Origin of the sequence: Rhodococcus sp. IEGM 1379 (genome assembly GCF_030056815.1) — a bacterium.
In the GTDB taxonomy this organism is placed as follows: domain Bacteria; phylum Actinomycetota; class Actinomycetes; order Mycobacteriales; family Mycobacteriaceae; genus Rhodococcus_F.
Genome location: NZ_JASHKR010000001.1, coordinates 217,975 through 243,713, shown reverse-complemented (window position 1 = coordinate 243,713; position 25,739 = coordinate 217,975). Strand labels below are relative to the sequence as shown.

General features: G+C 61.8%; 27 protein-coding genes and 5 pseudogenes. 21 read left to right on the top strand and 11 right to left on the bottom strand.

The genetic code is table 11. The features are described 5' to 3' along the window. Positions 1-285 precede the first annotated feature (285 nt). A complete protein-coding gene (locus QM600_RS01085; RefSeq protein WP_283259673.1) occupies positions 286-537 on the bottom strand; it encodes a hypothetical protein in 252 nt (83 codons plus the stop codon). A gap of 72 nt (positions 538-609) precedes the next feature. Beyond that, positions 610-732 (bottom strand): annotated as a pseudogene (locus tag QM600_RS29735) (IS6 family transposase); the annotation flags it as partial. Positions 733-1,100: 368 nt separating this feature from the next. On the opposite strand from QM600_RS29735, the pseudogene QM600_RS01080 reads away from it, so the two are divergent. From QM600_RS01080 to QM600_RS01045, 8 genes and pseudogenes are all read left to right on the top strand, one after another. Further along, positions 1,101-1,699: pseudogene (locus tag QM600_RS01080) on the top strand (sodium:proton exchanger); the annotation flags it as partial. A 507-nt stretch (positions 1,700-2,206) separates the two neighbouring features. Then, positions 2,207-3,589: an MBL fold metallo-hydrolase gene (locus tag QM600_RS01075; protein ID WP_283259628.1), complete on the top strand. Its 1,383-nt coding sequence runs from the start codon at positions 2,207-2,209 to the stop codon at positions 3,587-3,589. 60 nt (positions 3,590-3,649) lie between these two features. Beyond that, a complete protein-coding gene (locus QM600_RS01070) occupies positions 3,650-3,814 on the top strand; it encodes a DUF8730 family Cys-rich protein (protein ID WP_283259627.1) in 165 nt (54 codons plus the stop codon). A 66-nt stretch (positions 3,815-3,880) separates the two neighbouring features. Continuing rightward, positions 3,881-6,034: an MMPL family transporter gene (locus tag QM600_RS01065; RefSeq protein WP_283259626.1), complete on the top strand. Its 2,154-nt coding sequence runs from the start codon at positions 3,881-3,883 to the stop codon at positions 6,032-6,034. Positions 6,035-6,150: 116 nt separating this feature from the next. Continuing rightward, positions 6,151-6,420 (top strand): metal-sensitive transcriptional regulator, encoded by a 270-nt coding sequence (locus QM600_RS01060; protein ID WP_283259625.1) that lies wholly within the window; start codon positions 6,151-6,153, stop codon positions 6,418-6,420. Between the two features lie 49 nt (positions 6,421-6,469). Further along, the gene (locus QM600_RS01055) at positions 6,470-6,697 is read left to right on the top strand and encodes a YgaP family membrane protein (protein ID WP_283259624.1); all 228 of its coding nucleotides are present in this window, start codon (positions 6,470-6,472) and stop codon (positions 6,695-6,697) included. Positions 6,698-6,738: 41 nt separating this feature from the next. Next, positions 6,739-7,139 (top strand): annotated as a pseudogene (locus QM600_RS01050) (DUF302 domain-containing protein). Between the two features lie 58 nt (positions 7,140-7,197). Continuing rightward, complete coding sequence (locus QM600_RS01045) at positions 7,198-7,611, top strand: hypothetical protein (RefSeq protein ID WP_283259623.1); 414 nt, start codon at positions 7,198-7,200, stop codon at positions 7,609-7,611. 6 nt (positions 7,612-7,617) lie between these two features. On the opposite strand, the gene QM600_RS01040 is transcribed toward QM600_RS01045, so the two are convergent. Then, positions 7,618-7,959, bottom strand: coding sequence for a metallopeptidase family protein (locus QM600_RS01040; protein WP_283259622.1), 342 nt, complete (start codon positions 7,957-7,959; stop codon positions 7,618-7,620). A gap of 76 nt (positions 7,960-8,035) precedes the next feature. Between QM600_RS01040 and QM600_RS01035 the strand changes: the two genes are divergently transcribed. Both QM600_RS01035 and QM600_RS29730 read left to right on the top strand, forming a co-directional pair. Then, positions 8,036-8,527: a hypothetical protein gene (locus QM600_RS01035; protein WP_283259621.1), complete on the top strand. Its 492-nt coding sequence runs from the start codon at positions 8,036-8,038 to the stop codon at positions 8,525-8,527. A 72-nt stretch (positions 8,528-8,599) separates the two neighbouring features. After that, positions 8,600-8,890 carry an immunity protein CdiI family protein gene (locus QM600_RS29730; RefSeq protein ID WP_502942834.1) on the top strand — a complete coding sequence of 97 codons (291 nt, stop codon included), beginning with the start codon at positions 8,600-8,602 and terminating at the stop codon, positions 8,888-8,890. 24 nt (positions 8,891-8,914) lie between these two features. Here QM600_RS29730 and QM600_RS01030 read toward each other — a convergent pair whose 3' ends face one another. After that, positions 8,915-9,844 carry a TIGR01777 family oxidoreductase gene (locus QM600_RS01030; protein WP_283259620.1) on the bottom strand — a complete coding sequence of 310 codons (930 nt, stop codon included), beginning with the start codon at positions 9,842-9,844 and terminating at the stop codon, positions 8,915-8,917. Then, positions 9,841-10,518 (bottom strand): TetR/AcrR family transcriptional regulator, encoded by a 678-nt coding sequence (locus QM600_RS01025; protein ID WP_283259619.1) that lies wholly within the window; start codon positions 10,516-10,518, stop codon positions 9,841-9,843. Before QM600_RS01025 ends, QM600_RS01030 begins: the two co-directional genes overlap by 4 nt. A gap of 261 nt (positions 10,519-10,779) precedes the next feature. Between QM600_RS01025 and QM600_RS01020 the strand changes: the two genes are divergently transcribed. The 3 genes from QM600_RS01020 to QM600_RS01010 are packed head-to-tail and all read left to right on the top strand — an operon-like array spanning position 10,780 to position 12,812. Then, complete coding sequence (locus tag QM600_RS01020) at positions 10,780-11,187, top strand: YciI family protein (protein ID WP_283259618.1); 408 nt, start codon at positions 10,780-10,782, stop codon at positions 11,185-11,187. A gap of 28 nt (positions 11,188-11,215) precedes the next feature. After that, a complete protein-coding gene (locus QM600_RS01015) occupies positions 11,216-12,376 on the top strand; it encodes an RNA polymerase sigma factor (RefSeq protein ID WP_283259617.1) in 1,161 nt (386 codons plus the stop codon). Next, complete coding sequence (locus QM600_RS01010; RefSeq protein ID WP_283259616.1) at positions 12,369-12,812, top strand: FAD-dependent oxidoreductase; 444 nt, start codon at positions 12,369-12,371, stop codon at positions 12,810-12,812. The genes QM600_RS01015 and QM600_RS01010 overlap by 8 nt, the downstream gene beginning before the upstream one ends. A 276-nt stretch (positions 12,813-13,088) precedes the next feature. Here the strand turns inward: QM600_RS01010 and QM600_RS01005 are convergent, their stop codons facing one another. Beyond that, on the bottom strand, positions 13,089-13,625 hold the full coding sequence (locus QM600_RS01005; protein WP_283259615.1) for a CGNR zinc finger domain-containing protein: 537 nt from the start codon (positions 13,623-13,625) through the stop codon (positions 13,089-13,091). Positions 13,626-14,142: 517 nt separating this feature from the next. Here QM600_RS01005 and QM600_RS01000 point away from each other — a divergent pair. Further along, positions 14,143-14,445, top strand: a complete 303-nt coding sequence (locus tag QM600_RS01000; RefSeq protein WP_283259614.1) for a hypothetical protein — start codon at positions 14,143-14,145, stop codon at positions 14,443-14,445. A 550-nt stretch (positions 14,446-14,995) separates the two neighbouring features. On the opposite strand, the gene QM600_RS00995 is transcribed toward QM600_RS01000, so the two are convergent. Then, positions 14,996-16,087, bottom strand: a complete 1,092-nt coding sequence (locus tag QM600_RS00995; RefSeq protein ID WP_283259613.1) for a metallophosphoesterase — start codon at positions 16,085-16,087, stop codon at positions 14,996-14,998. Positions 16,088-16,362: 275 nt separating this feature from the next. Beyond that, the gene (locus QM600_RS00990; protein WP_283259612.1) at positions 16,363-17,181 is read right to left on the bottom strand and encodes an Rv1486c family protein; all 819 of its coding nucleotides are present in this window, start codon (positions 17,179-17,181) and stop codon (positions 16,363-16,365) included. 67 nt (positions 17,182-17,248) lie between these two features. On the opposite strand from QM600_RS00990, the gene QM600_RS00985 reads away from it, so the two are divergent. The 3 genes from QM600_RS00985 to QM600_RS00975 are packed head-to-tail and all read left to right on the top strand — an operon-like array spanning position 17,249 to position 19,839. Further along, positions 17,249-18,073: a DUF3097 domain-containing protein gene (locus QM600_RS00985; RefSeq protein WP_283259611.1), complete on the top strand. Its 825-nt coding sequence runs from the start codon at positions 17,249-17,251 to the stop codon at positions 18,071-18,073. A 42-nt stretch (positions 18,074-18,115) separates the two neighbouring features. Next, positions 18,116-18,547 (top strand): NfeD family protein, encoded by a 432-nt coding sequence (locus QM600_RS00980; RefSeq protein ID WP_094272868.1) that lies wholly within the window; start codon positions 18,116-18,118, stop codon positions 18,545-18,547. Positions 18,548-18,549: 2 nt separating this feature from the next. Then, on the top strand, positions 18,550-19,839 hold the full coding sequence (locus tag QM600_RS00975; RefSeq protein WP_283259610.1) for an SPFH domain-containing protein: 1,290 nt from the start codon (positions 18,550-18,552) through the stop codon (positions 19,837-19,839). A gap of 34 nt (positions 19,840-19,873) precedes the next feature. Here the strand turns inward: QM600_RS00975 and QM600_RS00970 are convergent, their stop codons facing one another. Continuing rightward, on the bottom strand, positions 19,874-20,407 hold the full coding sequence (locus tag QM600_RS00970; RefSeq protein WP_283259667.1) for a hypothetical protein: 534 nt from the start codon (positions 20,405-20,407) through the stop codon (positions 19,874-19,876). Positions 20,408-20,514: 107 nt separating this feature from the next. Between QM600_RS00970 and QM600_RS00965 the strand changes: the two genes are divergently transcribed. Continuing rightward, positions 20,515-21,285 (top strand): hypothetical protein, encoded by a 771-nt coding sequence (locus QM600_RS00965; RefSeq protein ID WP_283259672.1) that lies wholly within the window; start codon positions 20,515-20,517, stop codon positions 21,283-21,285. 158 nt (positions 21,286-21,443) lie between these two features. Here the strand turns inward: QM600_RS00965 and QM600_RS00960 are convergent. Together QM600_RS00960 and QM600_RS00955 are read right to left on the bottom strand one after the other, a co-directional pair. After that, a pseudogene (locus tag QM600_RS00960) lies at positions 21,444-21,923 on the bottom strand (HEAT repeat domain-containing protein); the annotation flags it as partial. Positions 21,924-21,977: 54 nt separating this feature from the next. Continuing rightward, a pseudogene (locus tag QM600_RS00955) lies at positions 21,978-22,494 on the bottom strand (dihydrofolate reductase family protein). Between the two features lie 184 nt (positions 22,495-22,678). On the opposite strand from QM600_RS00955, the gene QM600_RS00950 reads away from it, so the two are divergent. From QM600_RS00950 to QM600_RS00940, 3 genes are read left to right on the top strand one after another with little or no spacing between them, the layout of a single operon-like run. Then, complete coding sequence (locus QM600_RS00950; protein WP_283259609.1) at positions 22,679-22,966, top strand: Rv0250c family protein; 288 nt, start codon at positions 22,679-22,681, stop codon at positions 22,964-22,966. Further along, positions 22,963-23,781, top strand: coding sequence for a succinate dehydrogenase subunit SdhC (gene sdhC, locus QM600_RS00945; protein WP_283259608.1), 819 nt, complete (start codon positions 22,963-22,965; stop codon positions 23,779-23,781). The genes QM600_RS00950 and sdhC overlap by 4 nt, the downstream gene beginning before the upstream one ends. Positions 23,782-23,806: 25 nt before the next feature. Next, on the top strand, positions 23,807-25,738 hold the full coding sequence (locus QM600_RS00940; protein ID WP_283259607.1) for a fumarate reductase/succinate dehydrogenase flavoprotein subunit: 1,932 nt from the start codon (positions 23,807-23,809) through the stop codon (positions 25,736-25,738). Position 25,739: the final 1 nt, after the last annotated feature.

Here is a 25,739-nt window from a genome sequence, read left to right as displayed (position 1 = left end):
CGGTGGGATGATAAATGCTTATTCGTTGGGTGCCAGCGTGATCGGTACGGCGACGACACATCAGTTCTCCGTCCCACCCCGATCTTCGGCACCCTCGGCTTCGTCGCGGTCGGCTTCGTCGCGGTCGGCCCATTCGGAGGGGGTCAGTGAGAAGGTGGTGTCGTCGATTCCGGCGTGCAGGTCGCCGAGCTTCGCGAAGCGTTGTCAAGTTGCTTGGGGTGCAGCTGTTTTCGGGTGCAACGGACTCCGCCGATCTTGACGAACACCTCATCGAGATGCCACTTGTCACCAGGCGGGGTGTCCTCCGCCGCAGCCTGCGGGAGCCATCGGTCGGCCCGAACATGCCGAATGCGCTGCTGCGAGCTGCGGGTTCGTGAAATCACGTGGGGAGTCCATACCGATCAGCGCGCCCTGCGCGACCACTGTTTCCCGGTCGGCGAGGGTAGCGATCGGGCCGAGCGCTGCGAGACGTCGATGCACCCGCGGGATTCGCGACGAGCCGCCGGTCAGATATAGCGCTGACAGCGGCACTGACACGTTAATCGAAAAGCTTAGCTGTGAAGCTTGTTTGGGACAGTCTGTTACGGGACATTGCCGGGCAGTTCACTTTCAGGCGGCGGCGTCAGTCGCGGTGACCTCCTGCCAGACCGCGAAACGGTCGGCCATCTCGGTACACCATTTGAGTGCTGTGAACCGGTGTCGGCCGGGTCGGAAATGCGGCGAGATGCCCGAGGAGGACAAACGAATTCGGTTGATACCGTAAGTTGCGCAACAGAATTGGGTCCCTATCGTTGCTACCGAAGGGGAGTAGTTCATCCCGGCGACAGTCAGACGGTCGCAGGGAGCGGATGGTCGACATACCGGCGCGTGCGCCCGGTCATCCACCGACACGCCAGATACCAACAGGCGAATCGGCGAGCGAGACCTTCGGTCCAACAGACCATGCGTTGGCCGAAGACTCTCCAATCCGAGTCGGGGTGTCACCGGCCGCTGACCCGAGGCGAGCATCGGCCAACGCTCTCGAACAGGCCCGTAACCTGAGACGAACACTGTTTCGCCCACTACTGATCACAGTCGTATTCATTGCCCCTGCCCTGGTCATGCGGATTTCCGGGATGCACTTCAACCCGGTCCTCGCCCTTGCTGTGTACGCTGCCGCTGCAGCCAGCTTCATCCTCGCCTGGGCCGCCGAAGCAGCGCAGGTCGACATCTCCGGCGGACTGGCCATCGCCCTTCTCGCCCTGATCGCCGTACTCCCCGAATACACAGTCGACCTGTACTACGCCTACACCGCAGGCCACGATCCCGCATTCGTGCAGTACGCCGCCGCGAACATGACCGGATCGAACAGACTGCTCATCGGCATCGGATGGTGGGCTTCCTGCTCATCGCCGGCATGGCAGCGTTCCTCATTCCCGCCACCGGCGATATCCACCTCGTATTCGGAATCGCATTGCTGGCCTGGTTTGGTTTCTACCTCTACAAACTCACCCGAGGTGACGTCGAAGAACCCGAACTGATCGGCACCGCCGCCGCCATCGGCGCACTACCCACACGCGCACGCCGAACGACGGTGATTGCGATGTTCGTCGCCGCCGCGGGCATCTTGATCTGCGCAGAACCCTTCGCGAATAGCCTCATGGACGCCGGAACCGAACTCGGGATCGACCAATTCCTTCTCGTGCAATGGCTTGCGCCGTCGCTGCCAGGGCAGCGCACCGCCCACCGTCTCGCCGCGTAGCAGCGCGGCGATCCGCGTGGCCTCAGACCACGAACCACGGGCGAACTGCGCGAAAACCGCCGTTCGACCACTTCGGTCGGGTGTGCGAGACGACGGGCGGATTCAACCGTCGCGGTGATCACTCCGACAATCCGGCAGGGCTGTGGCGATCAGGGGTTGGTGCCGAGATCATGGCCGGCAGCCGCCGACGATGGCAATGGTGACGGCCGCGGTAAGCGGCGCGAACAATCCGCTCATGGGTGTTGCTGCGCTACGTGAGGCAACCCCAACACTCGTTCCGAGAGCGTCCCTTTCTCTCGGATTCACTTTTGAGATCGACCCCCGGGGTCGGCAGCTGTCACGCGATATGCGATCTGCCTGAGTTTCCGCGCGATCCATAGATACCCCCCGGGGTACTTGACATACCCTGGGGGGTATATGGCAACCTGTAGTCATCGCACTCCACAGAACAGGGAAGGTTGTCCGATGATCCTCGAGCAGTACTACATCGAGTGCCTCTCGCACGCGTCGTACCTCATCGGCGACGAGAGCACCGGCCGCGCTATCGTGATCGACCCGCGCCGCGACATCACCGGATACCTCGAGGACGCAGCCCGATTAGGCCTGACCATCGAGGGTGTCGTCAACACGCACTTTCATGCGGACTTCGTTTCCGGTCACCTCGAGTTGGTCGAGGCTACCGGCGCGTGGATCGGTTTCGGCGACGCCGCGGACACCGATTACCCGATTCGGCGACTGCGTCACGGCGAGCACCTGACGCTGGGGGAGGTGGACATCGAGATCCTCTCCACCCCCGGCCACACGTGGGAGTCGATCAGCCTGCTCGTTCGCGAGAATCGAGACGCCGAGCCCACTGCTGTGCTGACCGGGGATTCTCTGTTCATCGGCGACGTCGGTCGCCCCGACCTGGCCAATCTCGGTGACGGCACCAACACCGACCTGGCTCGGGCGATGTACCGCATCGTCCATGAGACGCTGCTGACCTTGCCCGACGCAGTGACCGTCATGCCGGCCCACGGTGCGGGATCGTCCTGCGGCAAGAACCTCTCGACCGAGCTGACCTCCACCCTCGGCGAGCAACGCCGCACCAACCCGTCAGTGCAGCCGATGAGCGAGGAGGAATTCGTCGCTCTGGTCACCGACGGCCAACCTGCTGTGCCGAGGTACTTCTCTGCCGCCGTAGCTTTGAACAAGTCGAATCGCGCTCTCCTCGAACAAGATCGGCGCATCTCCGAACTCTCACCGGGAGAACTCCGGACGGAAATGGCCAGCGGAACACGTGTTCTCGATGCCCGCACCCCCGAGGACTTCGCGGCCGGGCATCTGCGGGGCTCGGTCAATGTCGGTTTCGACGGTAGATTCGCCGAAACCGGCGGCATGGTCGCCGATATCGGGGAGCGCATCGTGCTCATCTCCAATCCGGGTGAGGAACAGGATGCGGCGATGCGTTTGGCGCGCATCGGATCCGACAACGCTATCGGGTACCTCACCGTCGACGCCGACGGCACTTTCCCGAACGCGCTCGCCGACCTTGTCCGCACCGCGCTGCGCACCACGGTGTTCGAGCTCGAAGAACTGCTGGACATGGATGCGGTCACGTTGATCGACATCCGTAACCCCGGCGAGCACGACTTCGGTGTCATCGACGGCGCACAGTCGATTCCTCTCGCACAGTTGCGTTCCCAACTCGCGGACCTGCCACGAAACAAGCCCATCGTCGTTCACTGCGCCGGCGGTTGGCGCTCGTCGGTCGCCGCATCACTGTTGCGTGCCGACGGTATCGAGAAGGTCAGCGACCTGGTCGGCGGATACACGGCTTGGGCCGAACGCGCTGCCGGGTCCAACTGATTGACAACAACTTTCGTGCCCGGAACAGGGCACGGCACCCCCAGACGAGGATTTCCCAGCATGTGTTACCGCACGAAATATTCCGCCTGCTCCAAGACCACCTGGGCCGGATGCGGCCAGCACGCCGACCACGTCATGGCCGGCGTCCCGAAAGCGCAGCGCTGCACCTGCGACCCTGCCGCGGCCGCTCCGCCCGGCTTCTTCCGCTCCCTCTTCGGACGCTGACCCGCCGCGCCGGATTACCCGGCGCTCGCCCACGCTCGAACCCCTCACATTTTCAGGAGTCAACCAATGTCCAGTAACACCACGGTCGGGGACGGCGTTTCGCCGATCTCACAAGCGTCCGGCGGCGTACTCGGCCGCATGGGCGCATCGATGGCCGGCAACGCACAATGGGTGATCGGCGTCTGGCTGATCGTGCTCATTGCACTCGGTGCCGCCGCGCCGTCGGTGTTCACCTCCCTTGCCGGCGCCGGATGGCAGGCCAACGGATCCGAATCCGTCCAAGTCCGCGAACTCGCCCAGGAACACTTCGGCGGTAACTCTTCCGCTGCCGTCCAGGTTGTCGTCCATTCCGACGACCGCACCATCGACAGCCCCGACATGCAGCACACCCTCACCGAGGTCACCGATGTCTTCACCGGGGACACTCGCTTCGGTGCGATCATCGCGCCCCAGCCGGGAATGTCCATCAGCCCCGACGGGCACACCGGAATTCTCATCGCCGGCGCGAACGCGTCCACCGACGAGATGGTCAAGGCCGTCGACGATCTCAAGGGGGAACTGACCGCCCTGTCCGGGAACGGCATCGAGGTCTATCCCACCGGTGCATCGGCACTGTGGAGTGATTTCAACAAGGCCAACCACGACGCGATGATCCAGGCCGAACTGTTCTCCTGGCCGGTCACCCTCGCGATCATGGTGCTCGCGTTCGGGTCCCTCGTCGCCGCCGGACTCCCACTGCTGCTGACCCTGGCCGGACTCGTCGCCTCTGCGGGCGGACTAGTCCTGCTCAACCAGATCACCCCGATTTCCGTGTGGGCGATGAACTTCGCGATGATGTTCGCCCTCGCCCTCGGTATCGACTACGCCCTGTTCATCGTCTCCCGGTTCCGCGACGCGATACGCCATGCACCTTCGCCGCGGGCAGCGGTCGCGGAAACCATGGACACCGCGGGCAAGGCCGTCGTCCTGTCCGGAATCACGGTGCTGGTCAGTTTGTCCGCCGTACTTCTCGTTCCAGCACCGGCCGTGCGGACGATGGCTATCGGCATCATGCTCGCCGTGTTCTTCGTCCTGCTCGCCTCGATGACTCTGCTGCCTGCCGTTCTCGGGAAACTCGGCACCAAGGTCAATGCTGGATCCCTGCCCTACGCCAAGCGTCAGGAACACCGCTCACCGAAGTTCGCCGCCTGGGGCGAGCTGCTGCACAAGCACCCGTGGCCGTTCGCCATCGGTTCTCTCCTGGTGCTGATCGCGCTGTCGATCCCGGTGCTCGGGCTCAAGGTGGCGATGCCCTCTATCGCGGTTGTCCCCGCCGATGCCCCGGTCCGCCAGGGCTACGAACTCGTCCAAGCTCAGATGGGTGAGGGGGCGCCGGGCATGTTGCAGATCATCGCCCCCGCCGCGGAGGGCGCCGAGACCGCGAAGGCTGCTGCCGCGACCGAAGGTATCTCCATGGTGACGCCGCCGCAGTCCGCACTCGATGGCAGCGATTACGTGATGTTGCAGGCCATGCCTACCGTCGATCCGTCCGACGCACAGATGGGAGCCATCCTCGACACTTTGCGTGCGGACCTTCCCTCGGGCGCTCTGGTGGGCGGCGCACCGGCGGAGAACCTCGATCTGCAGCAAGCGCTGAACGACTACCTCCCGCTGATCGTCGGCATCATCCTGGTTCTCGGGTTCCTGCTGCTCCTGGTGGCGCTGCAGGCGCCGTTGATCGCCATCCTCGGTACCGTGGTCAGCTTGCTCTCCACCGCCGCCGCATTCGGGGTCGCGAAGTTGATCTTCCAGGACGGGCACGGCGCGTCGTTGCTCGGTTTCACCCCGCAGGGGTTCCTCGACGGGTGGGGGCCCGTGTTCTTCTTCGCGATGATCTTCGCGATCGCCATGGACTACACCGTCTTCTTGTTGGCCACGGCGAAGGAGCACTACGAGCGCTCAGGTGATCCCAAGGTTGCGCACGTCGACGGCCTGGCTCATTCGGGGCGGGTGATCCTCGCCGCTGCCGCGGTGATGGTGGCCGTGTTCTTCACCTTCGCGCTCGCTGATCCGTTGCCGCCGAAGGAGATGGGCATCATTCTCGGTGTCGCTGTACTCCTCGATGCGGTACTGATTCGGCTGATCCTGCTGCCGGTGCTACTGCGGTTGACAGGGCATGCCGCATGGTGGTCCCCGGCTTGGTTGCGAAAGGTATTGCCCAACATCAGTTTCTCGCACTGACAGGTCCGGATGGCGTGGTTCGGCAGCTGTGACGCACAGATCTGCCGGACCACCCACCCGAATATACCCATAGGGGTATATTCGAGGTCACTGATTGATCTTCGGAAGGAACTGCCATGGTCGGCGACGACGACAGCATCGCATTGGTACTCAACCGACTCCGCCGCGCGCATGGCCAACTTGCCGGAGTGATCTCGATGATCGAACAGGGCCGAGACTGCAAGGACGTCGTCACTCAACTCGCCGCGGTCTCACGGGCCCTGGACCGGGCCGGCTTCAAGATTGTCGCCACCGGCCTGCGCGAATGTGTGACCGGCGACAGCGAGAACGGTAAGGAGCCGATGACCGAGGCTGAACTCGAAAAGCTCTTTCTCGCGCTCGCTTGACCCCGCAGCGGGTATCGCGGAACAACGAACGAAAAGGACGACACAGATCATGACAGCTCTCCCACGGCACCACGGCTGGACCATCGAACGGATCGTTCCACTATTGGGCGGGGTAGTCGTCCTGCTCAGCGTGGCCTTGACACTCGCCTTCTCCATTTGGTGGCTGCTTCTCACTGCATTCGTCGCTGTGAATCTCCTGCTCTACAGCGCAGTGGGCTGGTGCCCGATGAGCCTGATACTCCAACGCCTCGGTATCCCGCGGCTCGGCACCCGCTGACCGATCCCAGACCCCGGATCCCCCGAAAAGGGGCGTAGATCATGCAACTCGCACTCACGACTACCCTGAACGCCACCTTCGACGACGCCGTCGAACGCACCCGCACAGCATTGTCGGAGCAAGGTTTCGGGATACTTACCGAGATCGATATGAAAGCGGCCCTCGAGGCCAAGCTCGACGAGGACCTGGAGGACTACCTCATCCTCGGCGCCTGCAACCCGACGTTGGCGAATCGAGCCGTCGGAGTGATGCGGGGGATCGGATTGCTGTTGCCTTGCACGTCGTCGTGCGCGCCGATCCCTCCGCGGAGAACACCGTCATCGTCGATGCGATGAACCCCGCCCTCATGGTCGAGGTGACCGGCGAACCCCGATTGCAGTTCGTTGTCGACGAGGCCACCGCCAGGCTGCAGGCAGCTCTCGATTCGCTTACGGCACAGTAGAGCCGAGCTCGAACAATGACCAGAGATCATCGAACGCCGGTGAGCAGAAAGGGCGTCGATGACAATCGCAATCGCACTCGCAGTCGGGGCAGTTATCGGCGTCGCAGTTCGGTCCCGCGACCAGTTGGTGAAGCGATGCGCGGGTTTGGCCGGAACCGCGATGTTGCTGGCTTACGGCGCGCTCTTTGTTGCTCAGTATCGATGGGTGAACTCGCATGGTTGTCGCGAGACTTTTCCTGAACAGTTCGGGTACCGGGCACCTAACTGGGAACAGGCCATCGGTTCAGTTGAAGACGCACGGACTTGGTGGCCGATCGGCAATGAATGCAGTGGAACAGACGTCGATAGCGGAGAGTTCGTCGTCATGCAGAACGATTGGGGCGTGAGCACCCTTGTTTATGTCGCGACCGGAGTTGCGGTGCTCGCGCTGATTATGACGGCGATTCGCGTGTTCAGGATGTCATGGGTCTGAGTGCGCTTACCAGCCTAGTTCGCGCAGTCGAGGATCCCCGATCCCGAAGTGGTGGCCGATTTCGTGGATCACCGTGCGCCGTACCTGCTCGATGACCTCGTCCTCGGTGCTGCAGATCGAACAGATTGAACGACGGTAGATCGTGATGCGATCGGGAAGCACGCCCGCGTACGTCGTTGTTCGCTTGGTGAGGGGAATGCCTTGGTAGAGGCCGAGCAAATTGGGAGGGCCGCCCTCTAGTTGGACGGTGATGGCAACGTTGGCCATTTCCCGGCCCAATTTCGGCGGCAAACTGTCCATGGCACGTTTGACCATTTCCTCGAACTGCGCATCTTCCACGTCGATCATCAGCCCATTGTGCGGTCAGGTGGATCTTCGGGTGTGTCCATCTGGAAACAGTGCAGCGTGCGGCTAAGTTATTGGAGTGGCCGACGATCTGTACCAGCGTTACGAATTCACGTTCATCATTCCCCTACTGACCCTCTCTCAGGAGCAAATGCTCGCAAACACCTTGGGCGGCAGAGTAGAAGAGCGCAAAGGCCTTCAGCTGCTGACCCTTACGGCAGAAGGCATGCGGGCTGCTACCACCGCGATCACTCTCGTCGACCAACTCGTCGGCGAAGGGGTAAGGCCGGAGCGGACCCATCCGGACCTTGTCTCGCGGCAGGACATTGCCGATCGCGCCGGCGTAACGCGGCAAGCAGTGGGGCAGTGGGTGCGCGGAGTAAGGCAGGCGTCGACGCCCTTTCCTGTTCCCTACAACTCCGTGGCCGGAGGCATCTGGTTCTGGGGCGACGTTCTGGCGTGGCTGCGCCGCCAGGGGTACGGGCAGGACACGGGCCTGCGCTACCCGACGTTGGACGAGCACATCCGAATTGACCGGCATATCGCGATCAATCACAAAATGACCGGCTAGCCTTCGGCAGTCCAGCGCAAAGAGTGTTTTCCACGTCGAGTTGGACGATATGTTTGGCGGGTGGCAGCGAGGATGTCTGGTATCCGGCTGATGGTGGAGTATGGTGCCCGTTTTCCGTTGTGGGGTACCGATTATCCGTGTCCCGGCAGCTATGGTCCGCTCAGGCCGGAGCAGAATTCGTTGGGGCTGTCGGATGCATTGATTCTTGATCTGCTTGGGTGGCAACAATTTTGGGACACCCATTACGATTTTCTGGATGGGTGGGATGACCCTGCTCGCGCGCAGCAACATGTGCGGGTTGGGTCTGATCTACTTCGGCGGGTTCGAGATGAGACTGGGCGTCCGGACATCCGGTGGGTGTGAGCAGGGCGACGCTAGGTCTGATTGTCAGCCCAGCGCTACGGGCAGCAGACCTCGTGGAGTCTCATGTGCGATCTGGCTCAGCGCCGACTCCAGGGTCGGAAACTTGAACTGAAATCCCGTGGCTGCGAGCACTCCCGGCTCGACCCAGCGGCTCTTGAGCACCAATTCGGCTTCGGTGCGGATGATCCGTGCGCCGAACTCCAACATCCAACCGGGTGTCGGCAATCCGTGCTGTCGACCCAGGGTCGCCCGCACCTCACGCATCATCGCGTCGTTGGTCACGGGGAAGGGCGTCGCGATATTGACCGGACCGGCGATGTCCTGATGTTCGACGATGTGGATGATCGAGCGAACGACATCATCGATGTGTACCCAGCTGAACATCTGCTGGCCATCACCCATTCTTCCGCCAAAGCCCATCCGCGCCAGATTGATGAGCGGGTTGATCGCACCGCCGCCGGCGCCGAGGACGATCGACAGGCGTAGCGCCACCTTCCGAATGGGCGTGGGTGCGTCGAAGAGTTCCTGTTCCCAGGCCCGCGCGACTGCGACGGAGAATCCTTTCCCCAGTTCACCGGACTTCTCATCCATCGGACGATCGCGAGCGTTTCGGTAGATCGTGCCAGTGCTGGCATTCACCCAGAGTGAGGGCGGCTGCGGTGTGCGTACCAGTGCGCGACCAAGTTGTGCTGTTGTTTCCACCCGTGATGAAAAGATCTCATCGGCATTGCGCTTGTTGTACCGGCAGCTCACGGAGCGTCCGGCAAGGTTGACCACCAGATCCGCGCCGTCCAGAACATCGATGACACTTTGTTCGTCGGACCAGACGCCATCGCTCGTGCCTCCCCGGCCGATGGTTCGCACCGTGACTCCGCTGGCGTCCAATGCGCGACGAAGGTGCTGCCCGACGTAGCCCGAAGACCCACAAATGACGACATCGTTCAGCACGCTCATCGCACTGTAACCTGTTCGCTAGCAGGGGTATTGGTAATCAGCTTGGCGATGTCGCCAACCAGGCCACGGGCTACTGGCAATCTGGCGAGCTTGATTGCCTTCGCGACGACGGGGACAACGCCGTTGACCAGAGTGCGGGTACACGTCTGACCAGGAGACGAGTCGGTAACCCAGTGCAAAGTTACGCCCAGATAGGTCAGCCACAGCAGTGTGGGGAGCTGCTTCTCCAAGGACGGTGGCGTCCGCTGCTTCGAGGCCGTCAGAACCTGGCGCATCAGATCGATCGCCATTTCTCTCGCATCGGTCGACTCGACCGAAAACGGGCTGGATCGGGATGTGGACGGCAGTGCAATCTGCAAAAATGAGCTGCCGAAGCCGTGATAGGGACTCATGACATCGAGTCCGGCGTGCAGAACGGTCTTGAGATTCTCCTCGAGCGAACCGCCATCGCGCAGTTGTGGAAGCGCTAGCGCGCGGTGATCGCGCTGAATGACCACATACAGTTCGCTGACGAGTTCGTCCTTGCCGGCGAAGTAGTAGTAGGTGTTACCGAGCGAGACGCCCGCCTCGCCTGCGATTCGGCGCATGGTCGTCGCCTGGAATCCCTCGTCCCGGAAGAGTCGTAATGCGGTCTCCACCAGCTTTTCCCGCGTCTCGGTCCCGCGATCGCTCATGACGGCTCCTCTATTTGAACGTGTTCAACTTTAGAGTACGCCCTGAATTTGAACACGTTCAAATTCAGGGGTTCATCGGGTGGTCATCCTGTTGGAGGAGTGAGGAAAGTGGGTCACGTGCTGCGTGTGAGTCCGCGCCCTGTTTCCACAGCCTTGCCCAGGTTATTTGGCACAATGACATCGGGATGTCGAGAACGGCCTAGCGGCTCCGTTCCAGGGGTAGACGCGGCAACCCGGGCCGCACACACCAAGGAGATCAGCATGACGAAGTACCTGCTTCTCAAGCATTACCGCGGCGCACCCCAGGCCGTCAACGATGTCCCGATGGACCAGTGGACGCCCGACGAAATCGAGGACCACATGAAGTACATGTCCGATTTCGCAGCACGACTCGAGACGACAGGAGAGTTCGTCGACGGTCAAGCACTCTCTCCCGAGGGCACATTCGTCCGATACGACGGGGAGGGTAGTCCGCCCGTCACCGACGGACCCTTCGCGGAGACCAAGGACCTGATCGCCGGCTGGATGGTCATCGACGTCGACACCTACGAGCGGGCACTCGAGCTCGCCGGCGAGCTGTCGGCTGCCCCCGGAGCCGGCGGCAAGCCGATTCACGAGTGGCTCGAGGTGCGACCGTTCCTGACTGCACCTCCGACGGTCACCGAGTGACCGAGCCGGCCAGGGAAGATTTCCGGTGATGGACGACATACTGCTGCGGGAGCTCACTCCCGCGGTGATCGGCATCCTCGTACGCCGCGGAGTTGACTTCGCTGCGGCCGAGGACGCCGTGCAGGAAGCGTTCATCCAGGCGACGCTGACCTGGCCGGCCCGGACACCGTCCGACCCGAAGGGATGGTTGGTGACGGTTGCCTGGCGCAAGTTTCTCGACGCCCACCGCTCCGAGGCCTCCCGCCGCGATCGCGAGCGGCTGCTCGACCTCGAACCACCACCCGGACCGACGGAGATCGCCGACGACACGTTGCAGCTCTTCTTCTTGTGCGCCCACCCGTCGCTGACTTCGGCTTCCGCGGTGGCCCTGACGTTGCGTGCCGTCGGCGGCTTGACCACCCGGCAAATCGCCCAGGCTTACCTCGTTCCGGAGGCAACAATGGCGCAGCGGATCAGCCGGGCCAAACGCACTGTCCGTGACGTGCGGTTCGATCAGCCGGGAGACCTGGCGACCGTCTTTCGGGTGCTCTACCTGGTCTTCAACGAGGGCTACACCGGAGACGTCGACTTGTCGGCAGAAGCGATCCGGCTCACCCGGCAGTTGACCGACACCTCGCAGAAGTCGAGGACCGAAGACGAGGAGATCGCGGGACTGCTGGCGCTCATGCTGTTGCACCACGCTCGGCGGCCGGCCCGGACCAGGCCCGACGGCAGTCTGGTGCCCCTCGCCGAGCAGGACCGTTCTTTGTGGAACATCGCGCTCATCGCTGAGGGAGTCGACATCCTGCAGGCAGCGCTGGCTCGTAACCGACTGGGAGAGTTCCAGGCCCAAGCCGCTATCGCCGCACTGCATGCCGACGCGCCGCGCGCCGAGGAGACCGACTGGGTGCAGATCGTCGGCTGGTACGACGAACTGCTCCGGCTCACAGGCAGTCCGGTAGTGCAACTCAACCGGGCTGTCGCGATCGGTGAGGCAGATGGCCCCGTGGCCGGCCTCGCGGTCTTGGCCACGGTCGATCCGGACTTGCCCCGGCATACCGCCGCCTCGGCGTACCTCCACGAGAAAGCGGGCGACTTTCTGACTGCGGCGCAGTTGTATGCCGATGCCGCCCGATCTGCCCCCAACCTCGCCGAACGTCACCATCTCACGAAGCAAGCCGCGCGGATCAGCCAAGCGCTGCGTGAGTGAGGCAACCGCTGCACTGAAAGCTACCTTTGCGGGTACTCGTCATACGAAACTCCTATCGACCGGAGCGACGATGGTGACAGGCCCGAACAACAACACCCCGGTAGTGCAGCGTGAGAAGCCGGACTATCAAGTCGACGTAGTCGTGGTCGGCGGTGGGCCGGCAGGCATGACAGTAGCGGGAGATCTTGCGCGCCTTGGCCGTTCGGTAGCGGTGTTGGAACGGTGGCCGACGATCAACCCGTCGAGTCGCGCTTTTGCAACCATGGCGCGAACGCTGGAGATGCTCGACGCCCGCGGACTGGCCGACCAGCTACTCGCGATGAGCACGACCACCCCCGGCGTGAACCTGTTCACCGCCATAGGTTTCGGCGACCCGGTCGGCGATCTTTCGCACATCTTCGGCAGTGAAACGCATTCGAATAGAAATGCCCGGTGACGTGTCCTGTTCATCCTCTGGCCACGGTGTGAATGGGCTTCCAGGATTGAACGCGACGACAGCTGTCCTCGAGAAAACCGTTGTTCTCGTCCACCACAGACCTCCGATTACGGCCAGCACCACAGCAAGAACGATCAGGGTGCGATTGCGCCAGACGAAGGATCTCATCCGTCAGTTGTACAGCTTGACGTGTTGATATCGATATTTTCGAGCTGCACTCTGGATGGGCGTCGAGCGGATTCGGGCAGGCATTCAGTCCGTCCAATCAACCGTTGGTCAGTGAGTGCGGGCGCGGTGTCGGCGGACGGCAGCACGGTTTGCACAGCGTACTGAGCAATAGCGCTGGCGGCCATTGCGAGTGACGTCGACAACGACGTTTTCGCACGGGTCACCGGGAGCATCTCCCGCGGCGCATCTGCCGAGTCGGTGCATGCCGCGAGTGCTGAGGTGCAGCGCGGTCCCGACGCTGATAACGGCGAGCAACACGTGCGAAAGCGTCTGGTCGTGGTCGCGGTAGTGCAGATGCCAACCTTCGTCGTTGTGGTCTGTGAGCCGCGGATACGCAGTGGCTGTGGCCATGTGGCTGTTGAGCAGGCCGGCCCGTTCTTGGGGATCACGTGCGTCGACGACCGTGAGCCAGGCGTCAATGACCGCGCGGGTTACCGCATGGTCGTCGACGGTGGAGTTGGGGAAGTCCATGGTCATTCCGAAGTCGCGCGTCCGCTCGACGATGCCGTCTCGGTCGGCTGGCCAGTCGTTGGCCAGCGATGCGGCAAGCAGGACGGCATACTCGCCGTAAGGGTTTAGATGCACAAGTTCATTTCAGCATTGTTTGGGCGTGACGATGGGATTGGCGACAGAAAGGAATGCGGCAAGTCACCTACATGATCGACGGCATCATGGAGCACCGGGACTCCAACGGCGGCGACACCATCCGCGACGATCGTGAAGGATTTCGCTCGCTCAGCGAACGAAATCCTTCACGATCAGGCTAGGGCTTGATGTGGAGCGCAGCTTCTTCTGGCGTGCAACGGCACAATCTGTCGGCAGTAGCAGGGAGGGAAGGTCCTTTTGCTATTGAGGCTTTTAGAGCATTGGGGATTCGTCAACTTAAGGGCCGCGTTCAGCTTCATCCGATTCAAAGAGCTTGGCAAGAAAGGACTTTTCCACGAAAAGTTTGAGGAAAATTGTAGGGCACCACTTTGTCTGTCAACAAGAATGAGGCAGCAGTGCCTCAATTTCGGGTGCTCGTTAGGCTCATCTGGGGATCTGCCAAGGGTGTTAACGTAGCTCGCCAGGAAAATGCCGCTTCAGAATCGAGGAGCATCCGTTGTTCACGTCTATCCTGAACCCGCGACAGTACGAGAAGTTGCATGGCATATTTCTGGCGATGTGCGGCGTGGCTGCGTCCACTGGCGTGGCCCTGCTGGCCAGCTCTTTTTTCGATTATGCCCGAGGCGTCGACGGTGCTGTCACGATGTTCGCACTGTCGGTCGGTGCAGTGAGCTCCGGCATTCTGGAAAAGTTGTCACGAAGTCGAAATAGTACCGGTGTGCCGATCGCCTTCCTGATCATGAACTTTGCCCTCACGGCAGCGGGTGTCTGGATATTGACGGATCTCATCCCTCGTTGAATCACTGAAGGCGACATCGCGCCACGTCATGTGGCGATCTGTGAATGTCGGCCGCCGTGGCGGGAGGACTCGATCACATCGACAGAAGTGGGGGACCCGATTTTCTGGGGTTGATCGGTTATCGTCGGTGATGCGTTGACCTGTTGAGACCAAGGCAGGTTCTGAGGCATTGATCGGTGAGACACCACCGATCGGAGAAGCGAGTTCAGATCATCAGCCGAGGACCATCGGGCGGTAGAAATCGTTTTCGGAGTGAAATCAGCTGCAACAGTTGTTGAATCGTCGTGTGTCTCAGAAACCTGTTTCACCTTCTCCAACGCATACTCGAGTGCGTCTGACCTGAGACGGCCTTCGCCTGTGGCTCTCGGAATCATTTGGCAGGATTTTCACGGACACTATTTGGCACGGAGTGCTCGGCAATCACGCGTCGCGGATGTGGTGGCGTTGCCGAACACCACCTTTCGGCAAGGGCAAGCGAGTGCCGCGATCGGTGCACCAGGTCACCGCGGGCGGAATCAGAGTCCGGTGACCTGGTGTGCATCGACATGGATCAGATGAGGCGACGGTCGAATGCGAGAGTTGAGGCCCCAGTCGCGATATCGACTGTATAGGTTCGCAGTCGCACCTCGTCGGCGTTCAGATCCATCACCATGAACCCGACGTCGGTGAAGTTCTGAAAGAGGGTGCGACGATCGTCGGCCCGAGGCCCGGCCTTACCGTGGCTGTTCTTCGCAGTCGCGCCGGAGACGATCTGCCGGGTGCCCTTCGACTCGATAGTCGGCTCGAGTACCTGCATCGAATGATCGTGGCCCGAAAGGATCAATTGGCAACGTCCGACGACATCTTCTTCGAAGAACCGCTTGGCGTGCACGCCGTTCATCGGTTCGATCGGGATGCCGTCGTACTCGCCGGCATCACCGTGCGACCCGTTGCTCAGGTACGGATGGTGGGCACACGCGATCTTCCACTTCGCCGGCGACGCGTCGATCGCCGCATCCAGCCATGCGCGTTGCTCATTCATGTATTGCCCGTCCACTGCCCAATATTGCACAAACAGCGGCGGCAGGGATGCTGCGAGCGGGTTGAGATCCAGAACGAAGAACTCTACGACCGGATTTTCCTCCGGCACGCGCACCGAGTAGTACCGGCTCGGCATCCACCAACGGCGCGAGCGAGAGTGGTAGGCCACCTCGTCGTCCCCTCGCAACAACCATCCACCGTCGCCCGGAAAAACAGCACTGTTGTCGTGATTGCCCAACGCCATCGCCCACGGAAAATCGAGAGCGTGGTTAGGATCCTCGAATTTCGCGGCAAACTGACCGTCGTCGACTCCGTTGGGGCCGAGCTCGTAAATGTTGTCGCCGAGACCTAGTGCCATCGAGAGCGTTTCGCGGGTATGTAGTTCTCTGATCGCATCGGCAACTGCCCATTGTGCAGGCGTACCAGTGCCGGCGTCCCCGGTGAGGAGCACTCGAAGGTCGTTGTCGGTGGGAAAAGGGAACTTGCCGTTGTCTGCGGCGACATTGTTGAAATCGGTGGCGTTTGCGATTCCCGACGCCATCGCTGCCACGGGTATGGCTGCCCCCGTGACGGCGGCACAGGCCAAGAATTTGCGGCGATCTATTGGGTTGGATTCCATCACAGGCCTCTTGGTCGATTCGGTTCGGTGCGCTGGCAAGCAAACACCTAAGTGGACGCCCGTTCAACTCAAAAGGCCGGGCCAATGACGACGTTAACCTGCCGTTCACTCAGTTGTCTTTTGTTCGCGGCATTTTAGCCAGGTATCCAGCACCGGATATCGGCATTGGGGGAGCGGCCGGAGTCGATCATGTGAACATGCGTGTGAAAAGCGCCATTTTCTTAATCCGGGAACCTGACAGCGGCGTCCACATCGACATGCTTAGGCGCAATGGTTCGCTATTGTCCGCTGGCCGGGTGGTGGGTTGCCACGCTTGCCGCCGCTGCCATTCGGGCTGATCGGACTGCGGCCCACAACGGTCGCAACATTGATTCGCGGGCATGGATGGCAGATACGCTCGGCGCCTCGTTGGTGGAATCATGTTCCGCCACAGTCAATATCGCGGCAACTTGATCGGCGCTGTCAAGGACGCGCAGGGCTCGGGACGAGAGCGATTCCGGGTATCGGTGATGGGCGTGCTCGGAGAGGGCGTCGGCGATTCTGGCACGAGCGTCGTCGGTGGGTGTGCCCGTGGGAACCGTCTGCAATTGCAGCAGGGCCGCTGCGGCGTTGCGGACGGCCTCGCGCATCGAGTATTCAGCCTCACCCAACCCGATGTGTTCAGCCGGACCGGATACGTTCGGGACGGAGTACACAGTCCACCGCAGAACGTCGGGTCCCTCGACAACCGGAACCAGACCGAACCCGGCAGATCCCGGTTCACCGACCAACACGCCTTGACCGGTGAATAAGGCAGCGTCGGCAAAATCCGTTCGGGCCGGTAGGCCTCGGACATCGCCGGCAGCGGGCAGCACTAATCGCAATTCGGCCGGTGAGATGTTACCGGCGCGTCGTAGTACGCGGAGCAACATCGGGGCGCCGCCGTCGGTGATGCCAGGCCAGTCGAGCCCGAGAGCTGAGGCGGTATCGGCGTCGGCGGCACCGATCAGATGCATTGGCGCCCACGCCGCGAGTGCGTCGATGACGTCGTCCGGCGCACTGTCACCGGCCAGCCATGACGCTGCCCACACTGTGAGTGTTGCGCTGGGGGAACTCATGTCAGAGGAGTTTAGTTCGGCGTGGCAACCTGTGCGGCGCGGGCATCGTGACCTAGCGTTATTCGGCGTGAGCGGTAATGGATACGGTGACATTTTTGCGGGCCACACCCGCGCCCAGAAGCGTGTGACGCCCCAGGTAGCGGCCGAACGCGACCTCGTTGTCGAAGACGTGGCGACGGGATTCTGCGGTGCGGTAGTCGGGTTCGAGCGAACCTACGACGGCGATTTCGTGCGACTCGAGGACGGACGGTCCCGGACCCGATTGTTCGCGATGCGTGAGGCGGCGTTCCTCATCGACGGTTCACCGGTGACGTTGGTGCGTCCGGTGCCCAAGGCTGCCTCGGCGAAGGCTGCGCGGTCCGCTTCGGGTTCGACTCGGGTCGAAGGATTGCGCGCTCGCACAGCGCTGCCGAGCCGGATCTGGGTGGAAGGTGTCCACGACGCGGCCCTGGTGGAGCGAGTGTGGGGACACGACTTGCGCGTGGAAGGTGTTGTGGTTGAACACCTCGAGGGCCTCGACAATCTGGGGGAGCGCCTCGCCGAGTTCGGCCCCGGTCCCGGCAGACGGGTGGGTGTCCTGGTGGATCACCTCGTCACAGGCTCGAAGGAAACGCAGTTGACGCAGGGGCTCGGTCCGAATGTGTTGGTGACCGGACACCCGTATATCGACGTCTGGGAAGCGGTGCGTCCTAAGGCTGTGGGAATCGCTGCGTGGCCGAAGATTCCGCGTGGTGAGGACTGGAAGACCGGAATCTGCCGCGAACTCGGTTGGGGAACAACTCAGGAGGGCTGGCGACGTGTCTACAACGCCGTCGAGAGCTTTCGTGATTTGGAAGCTCCACTTATCGGTGCTGTCGAGCAACTTGTCGATTTCGTGACCGAACCGAACTGACGCAGGCGCGGCCCGAGTCACACATTCTGGTTAGATGGTGTTGTGGCTGCACTTATTTGGCTTATCGGGGCACTCGTGCTCGCCGGCGCCGAAGCACTGGTAGGAGATTTTTTCCTGCTGATGCTCGCCGGTGGCGCGTTGGCTACTGCCGGATTCAGTTCGGTCACGGATTTTCCCGTGTGGGTAGATGCCGTGATGTTCGGTGTGTCGTCGGCAGCATTGATCTTGGTCGTTCGGCCTTTTCTGTTGCGACGCTTCGGCACCCCGCCGCCCACTGCGATGGGAATCCAGGCACTCGAAGGCAAACACGCCATCGTTCTCGAAGAGGTGGGAGAGCACGCCGGTCAGGTCAAACTGAACGGCGAAGTATGGACGGCTCGTCCCCTCGATAGCTCCGAGGTGTACCCGCCGGGCACCACGGTGACGGTGATGGAAATCAACGGCGCAACAGCAGTTGTCTGGAGGGGACCTTAAAAATGGCAGCACTCATAGTGCTCGGTGTGGTGGTGCTTTTCGTGATCTTGGTGGTCGCGAAGTCGGTAGCACTGGTGCCGCAGGCTGAGGCCGCGGTTATCGAGCGGCTCGGCCGGTACTCGAAGACGGTATCGGGTCAGCTCACGTTCTTGATTCCATTTGCGGACCGAGTGCGGGCAAAGGTTGATCTGCGCGAACGCGTCGTGTCGTTCCCACCGCAACCGGTGATCACCCAGGACAACCTGACGCTGTCCATCGATACCGTCGTGTACTTCCAGGTCACCAACCCGCAGGCAGCGGTCTACGAGATCAGCAACTACATTGCCGCGGTCGAGCAGTTGACCACGACGACGCTCCGTAACGTCGTCGGCGGTATGACGCTGGAAGAGACACTGACCTCGCGTGATTCCATCAACGGTCAGCTTCGCGGTGTACTCGACGAAGCAACCGGACGTTGGGGCTTGCGCGTCGCACGTGTGGAACTCAAGAGCATTGATCCACCGCCGTCGATTCAGGAGTCGATGGAAAAGCAGATGAAGGCCGATCGTGAGAAGCGCGCCATGATTCTGACTGCTGAGGGTCATCGCGAATCTGCGATCAAGACCGCCGAGGGCGCCAAGCAGAGTCAGATCCTTTCGGCTGAGGGCAACAGGCAGGCCTCCATCCTCAACGCTGAGGGTGAGCGTCAGTCGCAGATCCTTCGTGCACAAGGTGATCGCGCTGCCAAATACCTGCAGGCGCAGGGTGAGGCCAAGGCCATCGAGAAGGTCTTTGCCGCAATCAAGGCGGGCAAGCCGACCCCGGAAATGCTTGCGTACCAGTACCTTCAGACGTTGCCGCAAATGGCGCAGGGCGATGCCAACAAGGTGTGGCTCGTTCCGAGCGACTTCGGCGATGCGCTCAAGGGTTTCGCGACAACCCTTGGTGCACAGGGTCAGGATGGCGTATTCCGCTACGAGCCGTCGACGGCCGACGCGGATCTCCCCAAGCCTGAGGACGATTCTGCCGAGGTAGCAGAGTGGTTCGAGACCAAGTCTGATCCGGCCATCGCGGAAACTGTGCGCGCAGCGGAAGTTGCTGCTCGTACACCCGTCGAGGATCCGGCGGCGGCTGTTCGATCGCTTCGTGACACTGCTCCGCAGGCTCCGGCTTCGGGATTCACCGAGCCAGCACTCCCACCGGCGGGAGAGAGTGCCTTCCCCGGACAGCTTCCCTTGCAGTCCGATCGTGAAGAGTTCCAGCAGAAGTACCCGTACCAGGATCAGCCGCCAGAAGGCGGACCCAGGCACTGACCTGCTTGATTGACGAAGGCGCTGATCACGAAACTTACGTGATCAGCGCCTTTCCCGTTCCACAGACGGCGATCGCCCAGAGGACGCTGGCGAAGGTGCCGATGATGAATTGTTCGGATGCATGGGGTTCACGCAGTTCGGGGTAGCGCGCTAAACCCTTGACTGCCAAGACGATTGCGATACCTTCAGGCCACCCGGCCAGAATGGAGACCGCGACGGCGACCCGCTCGAGCACGCCGATGACGCGGCCACCACGTAAGGGGCCCGCATTGGGGGCGGGACTTCCGTCTGGTTGCCGCCGAGCAATCTTGAAGGTGGCCAATACTATTGGTGCGCCGGCTGTCGCGGCGGCAAGTACGCAGAGTACAAGCGTTGCTCCCAGCGCGAATCCGGTAACCGGCATGGTTCGAGCGGCGGCAAGGGCTGCAACACCGAGCGCGGGCAGTGAAACTGTCGCAGACGCCCATTCGGGAATCTGGATGTGGCCACCACCGAGTTTCGGCAAGACCGCCGCAACAGCTGGTGCGGCCGCTGCCATTGCCAGTGCAATCAACGCGAGAACGACCATATAAGTCCAAGCCCCCTGCTTCATTCGAAAGTGCGAAGTTACATGATGGTATGTGGAGATTCAGCGGGGTGTTCACGCAATTTCCGCCAGTCTGCAACGATCCAATGATGCAACCCGTCAACGACGCATCGGTCAGCGACTGGATCGAACCACGCTTGACCATGGGCTCGGGAACAACCACCGGAGTTGTGCCTGGCGGTTTCGACGCCTATGTGCGGGTCCTGCATCCCATCGATGTCGACGGCGATCACGTGGTGCGGTGGCGGGATGTTGCAGCGACGACAGGGCGGACGTTGCATCCGCTCGTTCAGTGGTGGCGTCTGATCGATGCTGAAGATTCCATCAACCCGCATAGCGAACGGTGGGACGGCGACGAGCCTGAAGTCGGTTCGATCGACCAACCGGACAATCAACGGCTTCTAGATGTGCTTGCTCACCATACGAATTCGTCAGACTTGGCCTATTTTGCTCTGTGGGACGGCTGGGGTTTCCTCCGCACCGGCGCCACGGTGCACTATTCCACCGGGGTCAGGCGCTTCTTCTCACGTCCTGACCCTGTTGCCCCGATGGCGTCACGATTGATAGATGGGCCGCGGATACGACATCCCGGACGGGACTACGTCGTGCTCTCTGGTTCGTTGACTGAAGCGTCGACGATCCCCGACATCATCGGAGCGCGACCGTGGAGTCCTTCGGCGAATCTTGTATGGCCGCAGGATCGTTCGTGGTGTGTTGCGACCGAGGTTGACTTCGACTCGACTCTTGTCGGCTGCAGTCGTGAGGCTGCGAACGAGATCGTCGCGTGCAGCGACCTCGAAGCGTTTCCCATCAATCCGGACGACTCGTTGCAGTACGACGCGGATCTCGTGAACAGGTGACGGGGATGGACATGAGTCGGCACGCATGATGAGGAGTCTGCTAGCTGAGGCCGGGCTGAGCGAATGCGCACAGACTGACACTGACTGTATGCCGGGATTCGACATGTTTCTGATTGGATTCGTGCTGATCGGAGGCTTAATGGTCTTTTGGCTGGGACTAGCTGCATCTGCAACCGTCGGTCACCCCGTCCGAGTTCGGTCGCCAGATCGGCCGTGAGCGTTGCCTCGTCGCCGGGCGGTACGAGTACCACTGCCGTCTGCCACGCGGTACGCGCGGTCTCGTCGTGCGCGTCGTGGAGAAGTGCAACCACGGCAGGCCAGGTAAGCCGATCCCCGATCTTGGACAGGGTGTGCAGCGCCTGACTGCGGGCCTGCACGGTGCCAGACGTGAGCTCTTGGACCAGCCTCGGCACTGTGCTCTCGGCCGGTAGACGGCACAACGCGCAGGTCAGCATGTCGCGGACGAAGAAATCCGGTTCGACGGCGCACCGATCGACCAGAGCGTCCAGGAATCGCGGATCAGGGTGCGTGCCGGCCGTGAGTGCTGTCCGCAGCCGAACCGATGGGTCGGCTGCGGACAGTGAGTCGACGAGGTGAGCATTCGGCCCACTGGGGTTGGTTGTGTTCAAGACAACCACCTCCTTCGTCGACCATTGGAGTCCTTGCCACTGTGTCAAGGTCAAGTCTGGCGGCTACTTTCGCCAAAACAGGTGGTGGTTTACGCCGCTGGGACTGGGGATGACCTCGAGGTTGAACCGGTCGAGTAACTCCTCGGGCGACTCCCAGAGTTTCAGTCCGCCTCCGAACTTGATCGGTGAGACCGCCACAAACATGGTGTCGACAAGATCAGCGTCGAGGAACTCCCGGATGATGCTCACTCCGCGGCCGAGTCGGACGTCCTTGCCTTGCGCGGCCTCTCACGCCTGTTCCAGGATGGTTGCCGGGTCGCCGTCGACGAAGTGGAAGGTGGTGTCGGAGAGCGGGAAAGAAGGACGCGTGTGGTGAGTCATGACGAATACCGGAGTGCGGAATGGTGGCTCGTCGCCCCACCAACCGAGCCACTCGTGGTTGTCCTAGTGTCCGCGTTGGAGACCGAACTTATTGCGGCCCATGATCGAGTCCGAACGGACTCTCGAAACTTTGGTCGGGTCCGGCAGCAATTCCGTCGCTCGAAATGTTGAAGTTCTGGACTCGCAGTAGCTGGCTCATTTTGTTCTCCGTCACTGTCAATGATGGTGGTCCTGAGATTGAGACTCGGTGGGAAAGCAAAACTCATCGGTGGAGGTCCACCGGTAAAGTCTGCCGGACCGAAATTCGGACAGACCTGCCATTGCGGCGTCAATGTCGTAACGTGATAAGGGTCACCACTTCTACCGATTGGTTGGAGAGGTCTATGTCAACCACCGAAATGCTCGAGCTCAGGCGCATCATCGACAACCTCCGGCACTGTGTCGCTTCGCTGCAGTCGTTGTACGGCGACGCACCGGCAGTACGTAGGTTGGTCAACGATGTGGAGCGGCTCGAGATCGATTACGTCGACCTCGAGGTATCGCCGCCGCACCTGACGCATCACAGACCTGTCGAGCGGATTCAAGTGCCCGATACCCCGTACGACGCGTCGATGTGGCAAGGCGCCGATGACGAGGGCGTTGGCGGCCACCCGGCAGATCACGACACATGAGTGCGCCGCCGGTCGATGCCGACGGAGTGGGCGCGCCCTCGCGTGCGCGGATCGCTGCGCGCACGCTGCGAACCGACCGGTGGTGGCAGGCGCCGCTGCTGACGGTGCTGGGCCTGTCTGTGTTCGTCGTCTACGCGACGATCCGCGCCTTTGTCCGAACTGCGTACTGGGTCGAGGACTATCACTATCTGACCCCGTTCTACTCACCGTGCCTTAGTGATTCGTGCGCGCCGGGTGCCAGCGATTTCGGCACCCCCATCGGTGAATTGCCGATGTGGATCCCGCTCGGTTTCCTGGTGCTGCCGTTCCTGCTGGGATTCCGGCTGACCTGCTACTACTACCGAAAGGCTTACTACCGGTCCGTCTGGCTGGCGCCACCTGCCTGCGCGGTCGCGGAACCCCATCGCACGTACTCGGGTGAAACTCGGCTTCCGCTGATCGTCCAGAACTCGCATCGGTACTTCTTCTACGTGGCACTTCTTGTGTCGATGATCAACACGTACGACGCGATTCGCGCGTTCCACGGCGCCGACGGTGGTTTCGGGATCGGGCTCGGCACACTGATTCTTGTGGTCAATGTCTGCTTGCTGTGGGCATATACGGTCTCATGCCATTCATGCCGTCACGTCACGGGTGGGCGGCTCACCCACTTCTCGAAGCACCCGATCCGCTACTGGGTGTGGACGCAGGTGAGCAAGCTCAACACCCGACACATGCAGCTGGCCTGGACCACTCTCGGCACGCTGATGATCACCGATTTCTACATCATGCTCGTGGCCAGCGGAACGGTGAATGACCTGCGTCTGTTCAATTGACCGCCGAACCCTGTAGGGGGAGTACATGACCGAAGTCGAACGGCACAACTACGACGTCGTAGTGATCGGGGCGGGGGGAGCCGGACTACGCGCGGTGATCGAGGCCAGAGAGCAGGGACTCTCCGTTGCCGTGGTCTGCAAGTCGCTGTTCGGCAAGGCCCACACCGTGATGGCCGAGGGTGGTTGCGCTGCCGCGATGGGCAACGCCAATGAAAAGGACACGTGGCAGACGCACTTCCAGGACACCATGCGCGGCGGCAAGTTCCTCAACAACTGGCGGATGGCGGAGCTGCATGCGCGCGAGGCGCCTGACAGGGTGTGGGAACTGGAAACCTATGGCGCACTGTTCGATCGGACTCCCGATGGCCGGATCAGCCAACGCAACTTCGGTGGTCACACCTATCCGCGGCTCGCTCACGTCGGTGACCGCACCGGACTCGAGATCATTCGGACGATGCAGCAGAAGATCGTCTCGCTGCAGCAGGAGGATTTCGCGGAGACCGGCGACTACGAGGCCCGGATCAAGATCTTTGCCGAATGCACTATTTCGGAACTGACGAAGGACGGTGACCGCATTTCCGGGGCCTTCGGCTATTGGCGCGAAAGTGGCCGCTGCGTGCTGTTCGAGGCCACGGCCGTGGTGATGGCGACAGGCGGAATCGGCAAGTCCTTCAAGGTCACGTCCAATTCGTGGGAGTACACCGGCGACGGTCACGCGTTGGCCCTGCGCGCGGGTGCCAACTTGATCAACATGGAATTCGTCCAGTTCCACCCGACAGGCATGGTGTGGCCACCGAGTGTCAAAGGCATCCTCGTGACGGAGGGCGTGCGCGGCGACGGTGGGGTGCTCAAGAACTCCGAGGGCGACCGCTTCATGTTCTCGTATATCCCACCGGTGTTCAAAGGCCAGTACGCGGAGACGGTAGAAGAAGCCGACCGCTGGTACGAGGACCAGGAGAACAACCGCCGCACCCCCGATCTATTGCCCCGCGACGAAGTGGCTCGAGCCATCAACACCGAGGTCAAGGAGGGTCGTGAAACCCCGCACGGCGGCGTGTATCTCGACATCGCGTCCCGGATGCCGGCCGAGGAAATCAAGCGTCGTCTGCCGTCGATGTACCACCAGTTCAAGGAACTCGCGGATGTCGACATCACCAAGGAACAGATGGAAGTGGGCCCCACCTGCCATTACGTGATGGGCGGTATCGAGGTGGACCCCGATACCGGGTCCTCGAACGTGCCGGGATTGTTCGCGGCCGGCGAGTGTTCCGGCGGAATGCACGGCTCCAATCGCCTGGGCGGAAATTCGCTGTCTGATCTGCTGGTGTTCGGCCGACGTGCCGGCCTCGGCGCCGCAACATACGTGAAATCACTGCCCGTGCGCCCGGCGGTGGATCCGGCCGACATCGATGCTGCGGCGCGAATGCTGCTCTCGCCGTTCGAGACCCAGGGCAGTCATGCTGCACTCGAGAATCCGTACACTCTGCACACCGAACTGCAGCAGACGATGAACGATCTGGTGGGCATTATTCGCACCGCTGCGGAAGTCGAGCGTGCGCTGCGCACACTCGATGAGATCAAACTCCGGATCGGTGCAGTGGTGGTGGAGGGACATCGGCAGTTCAATCCGGGATGGCACCTGGCTGTGGACCTGCGAAACATGGTGCTGGTCAGCGAATGTGTGGCGAAGGCCGCGTTGCTGCGGACCGAAAGCCGCGGTGGGCACACCCGGGACGACCATCCGGCGATGCAGGCCCAGTGGCGCAACACCCTGCTGGTGTGCGCTGCAGTGGGGGATATGGCCGCGCATCCGGACGCCGCCGTGCCGGAGGTGGAGGTCACCTCGGAACCACAGTCCTCTATGCGGCCAGATCTGTTGGCGCTCTTCGAGATCGACGAGCTGGCCAAGTACTACACCGATGCCGAACTCGCCGGCCATCCGGGAAGGAAACCCTGAC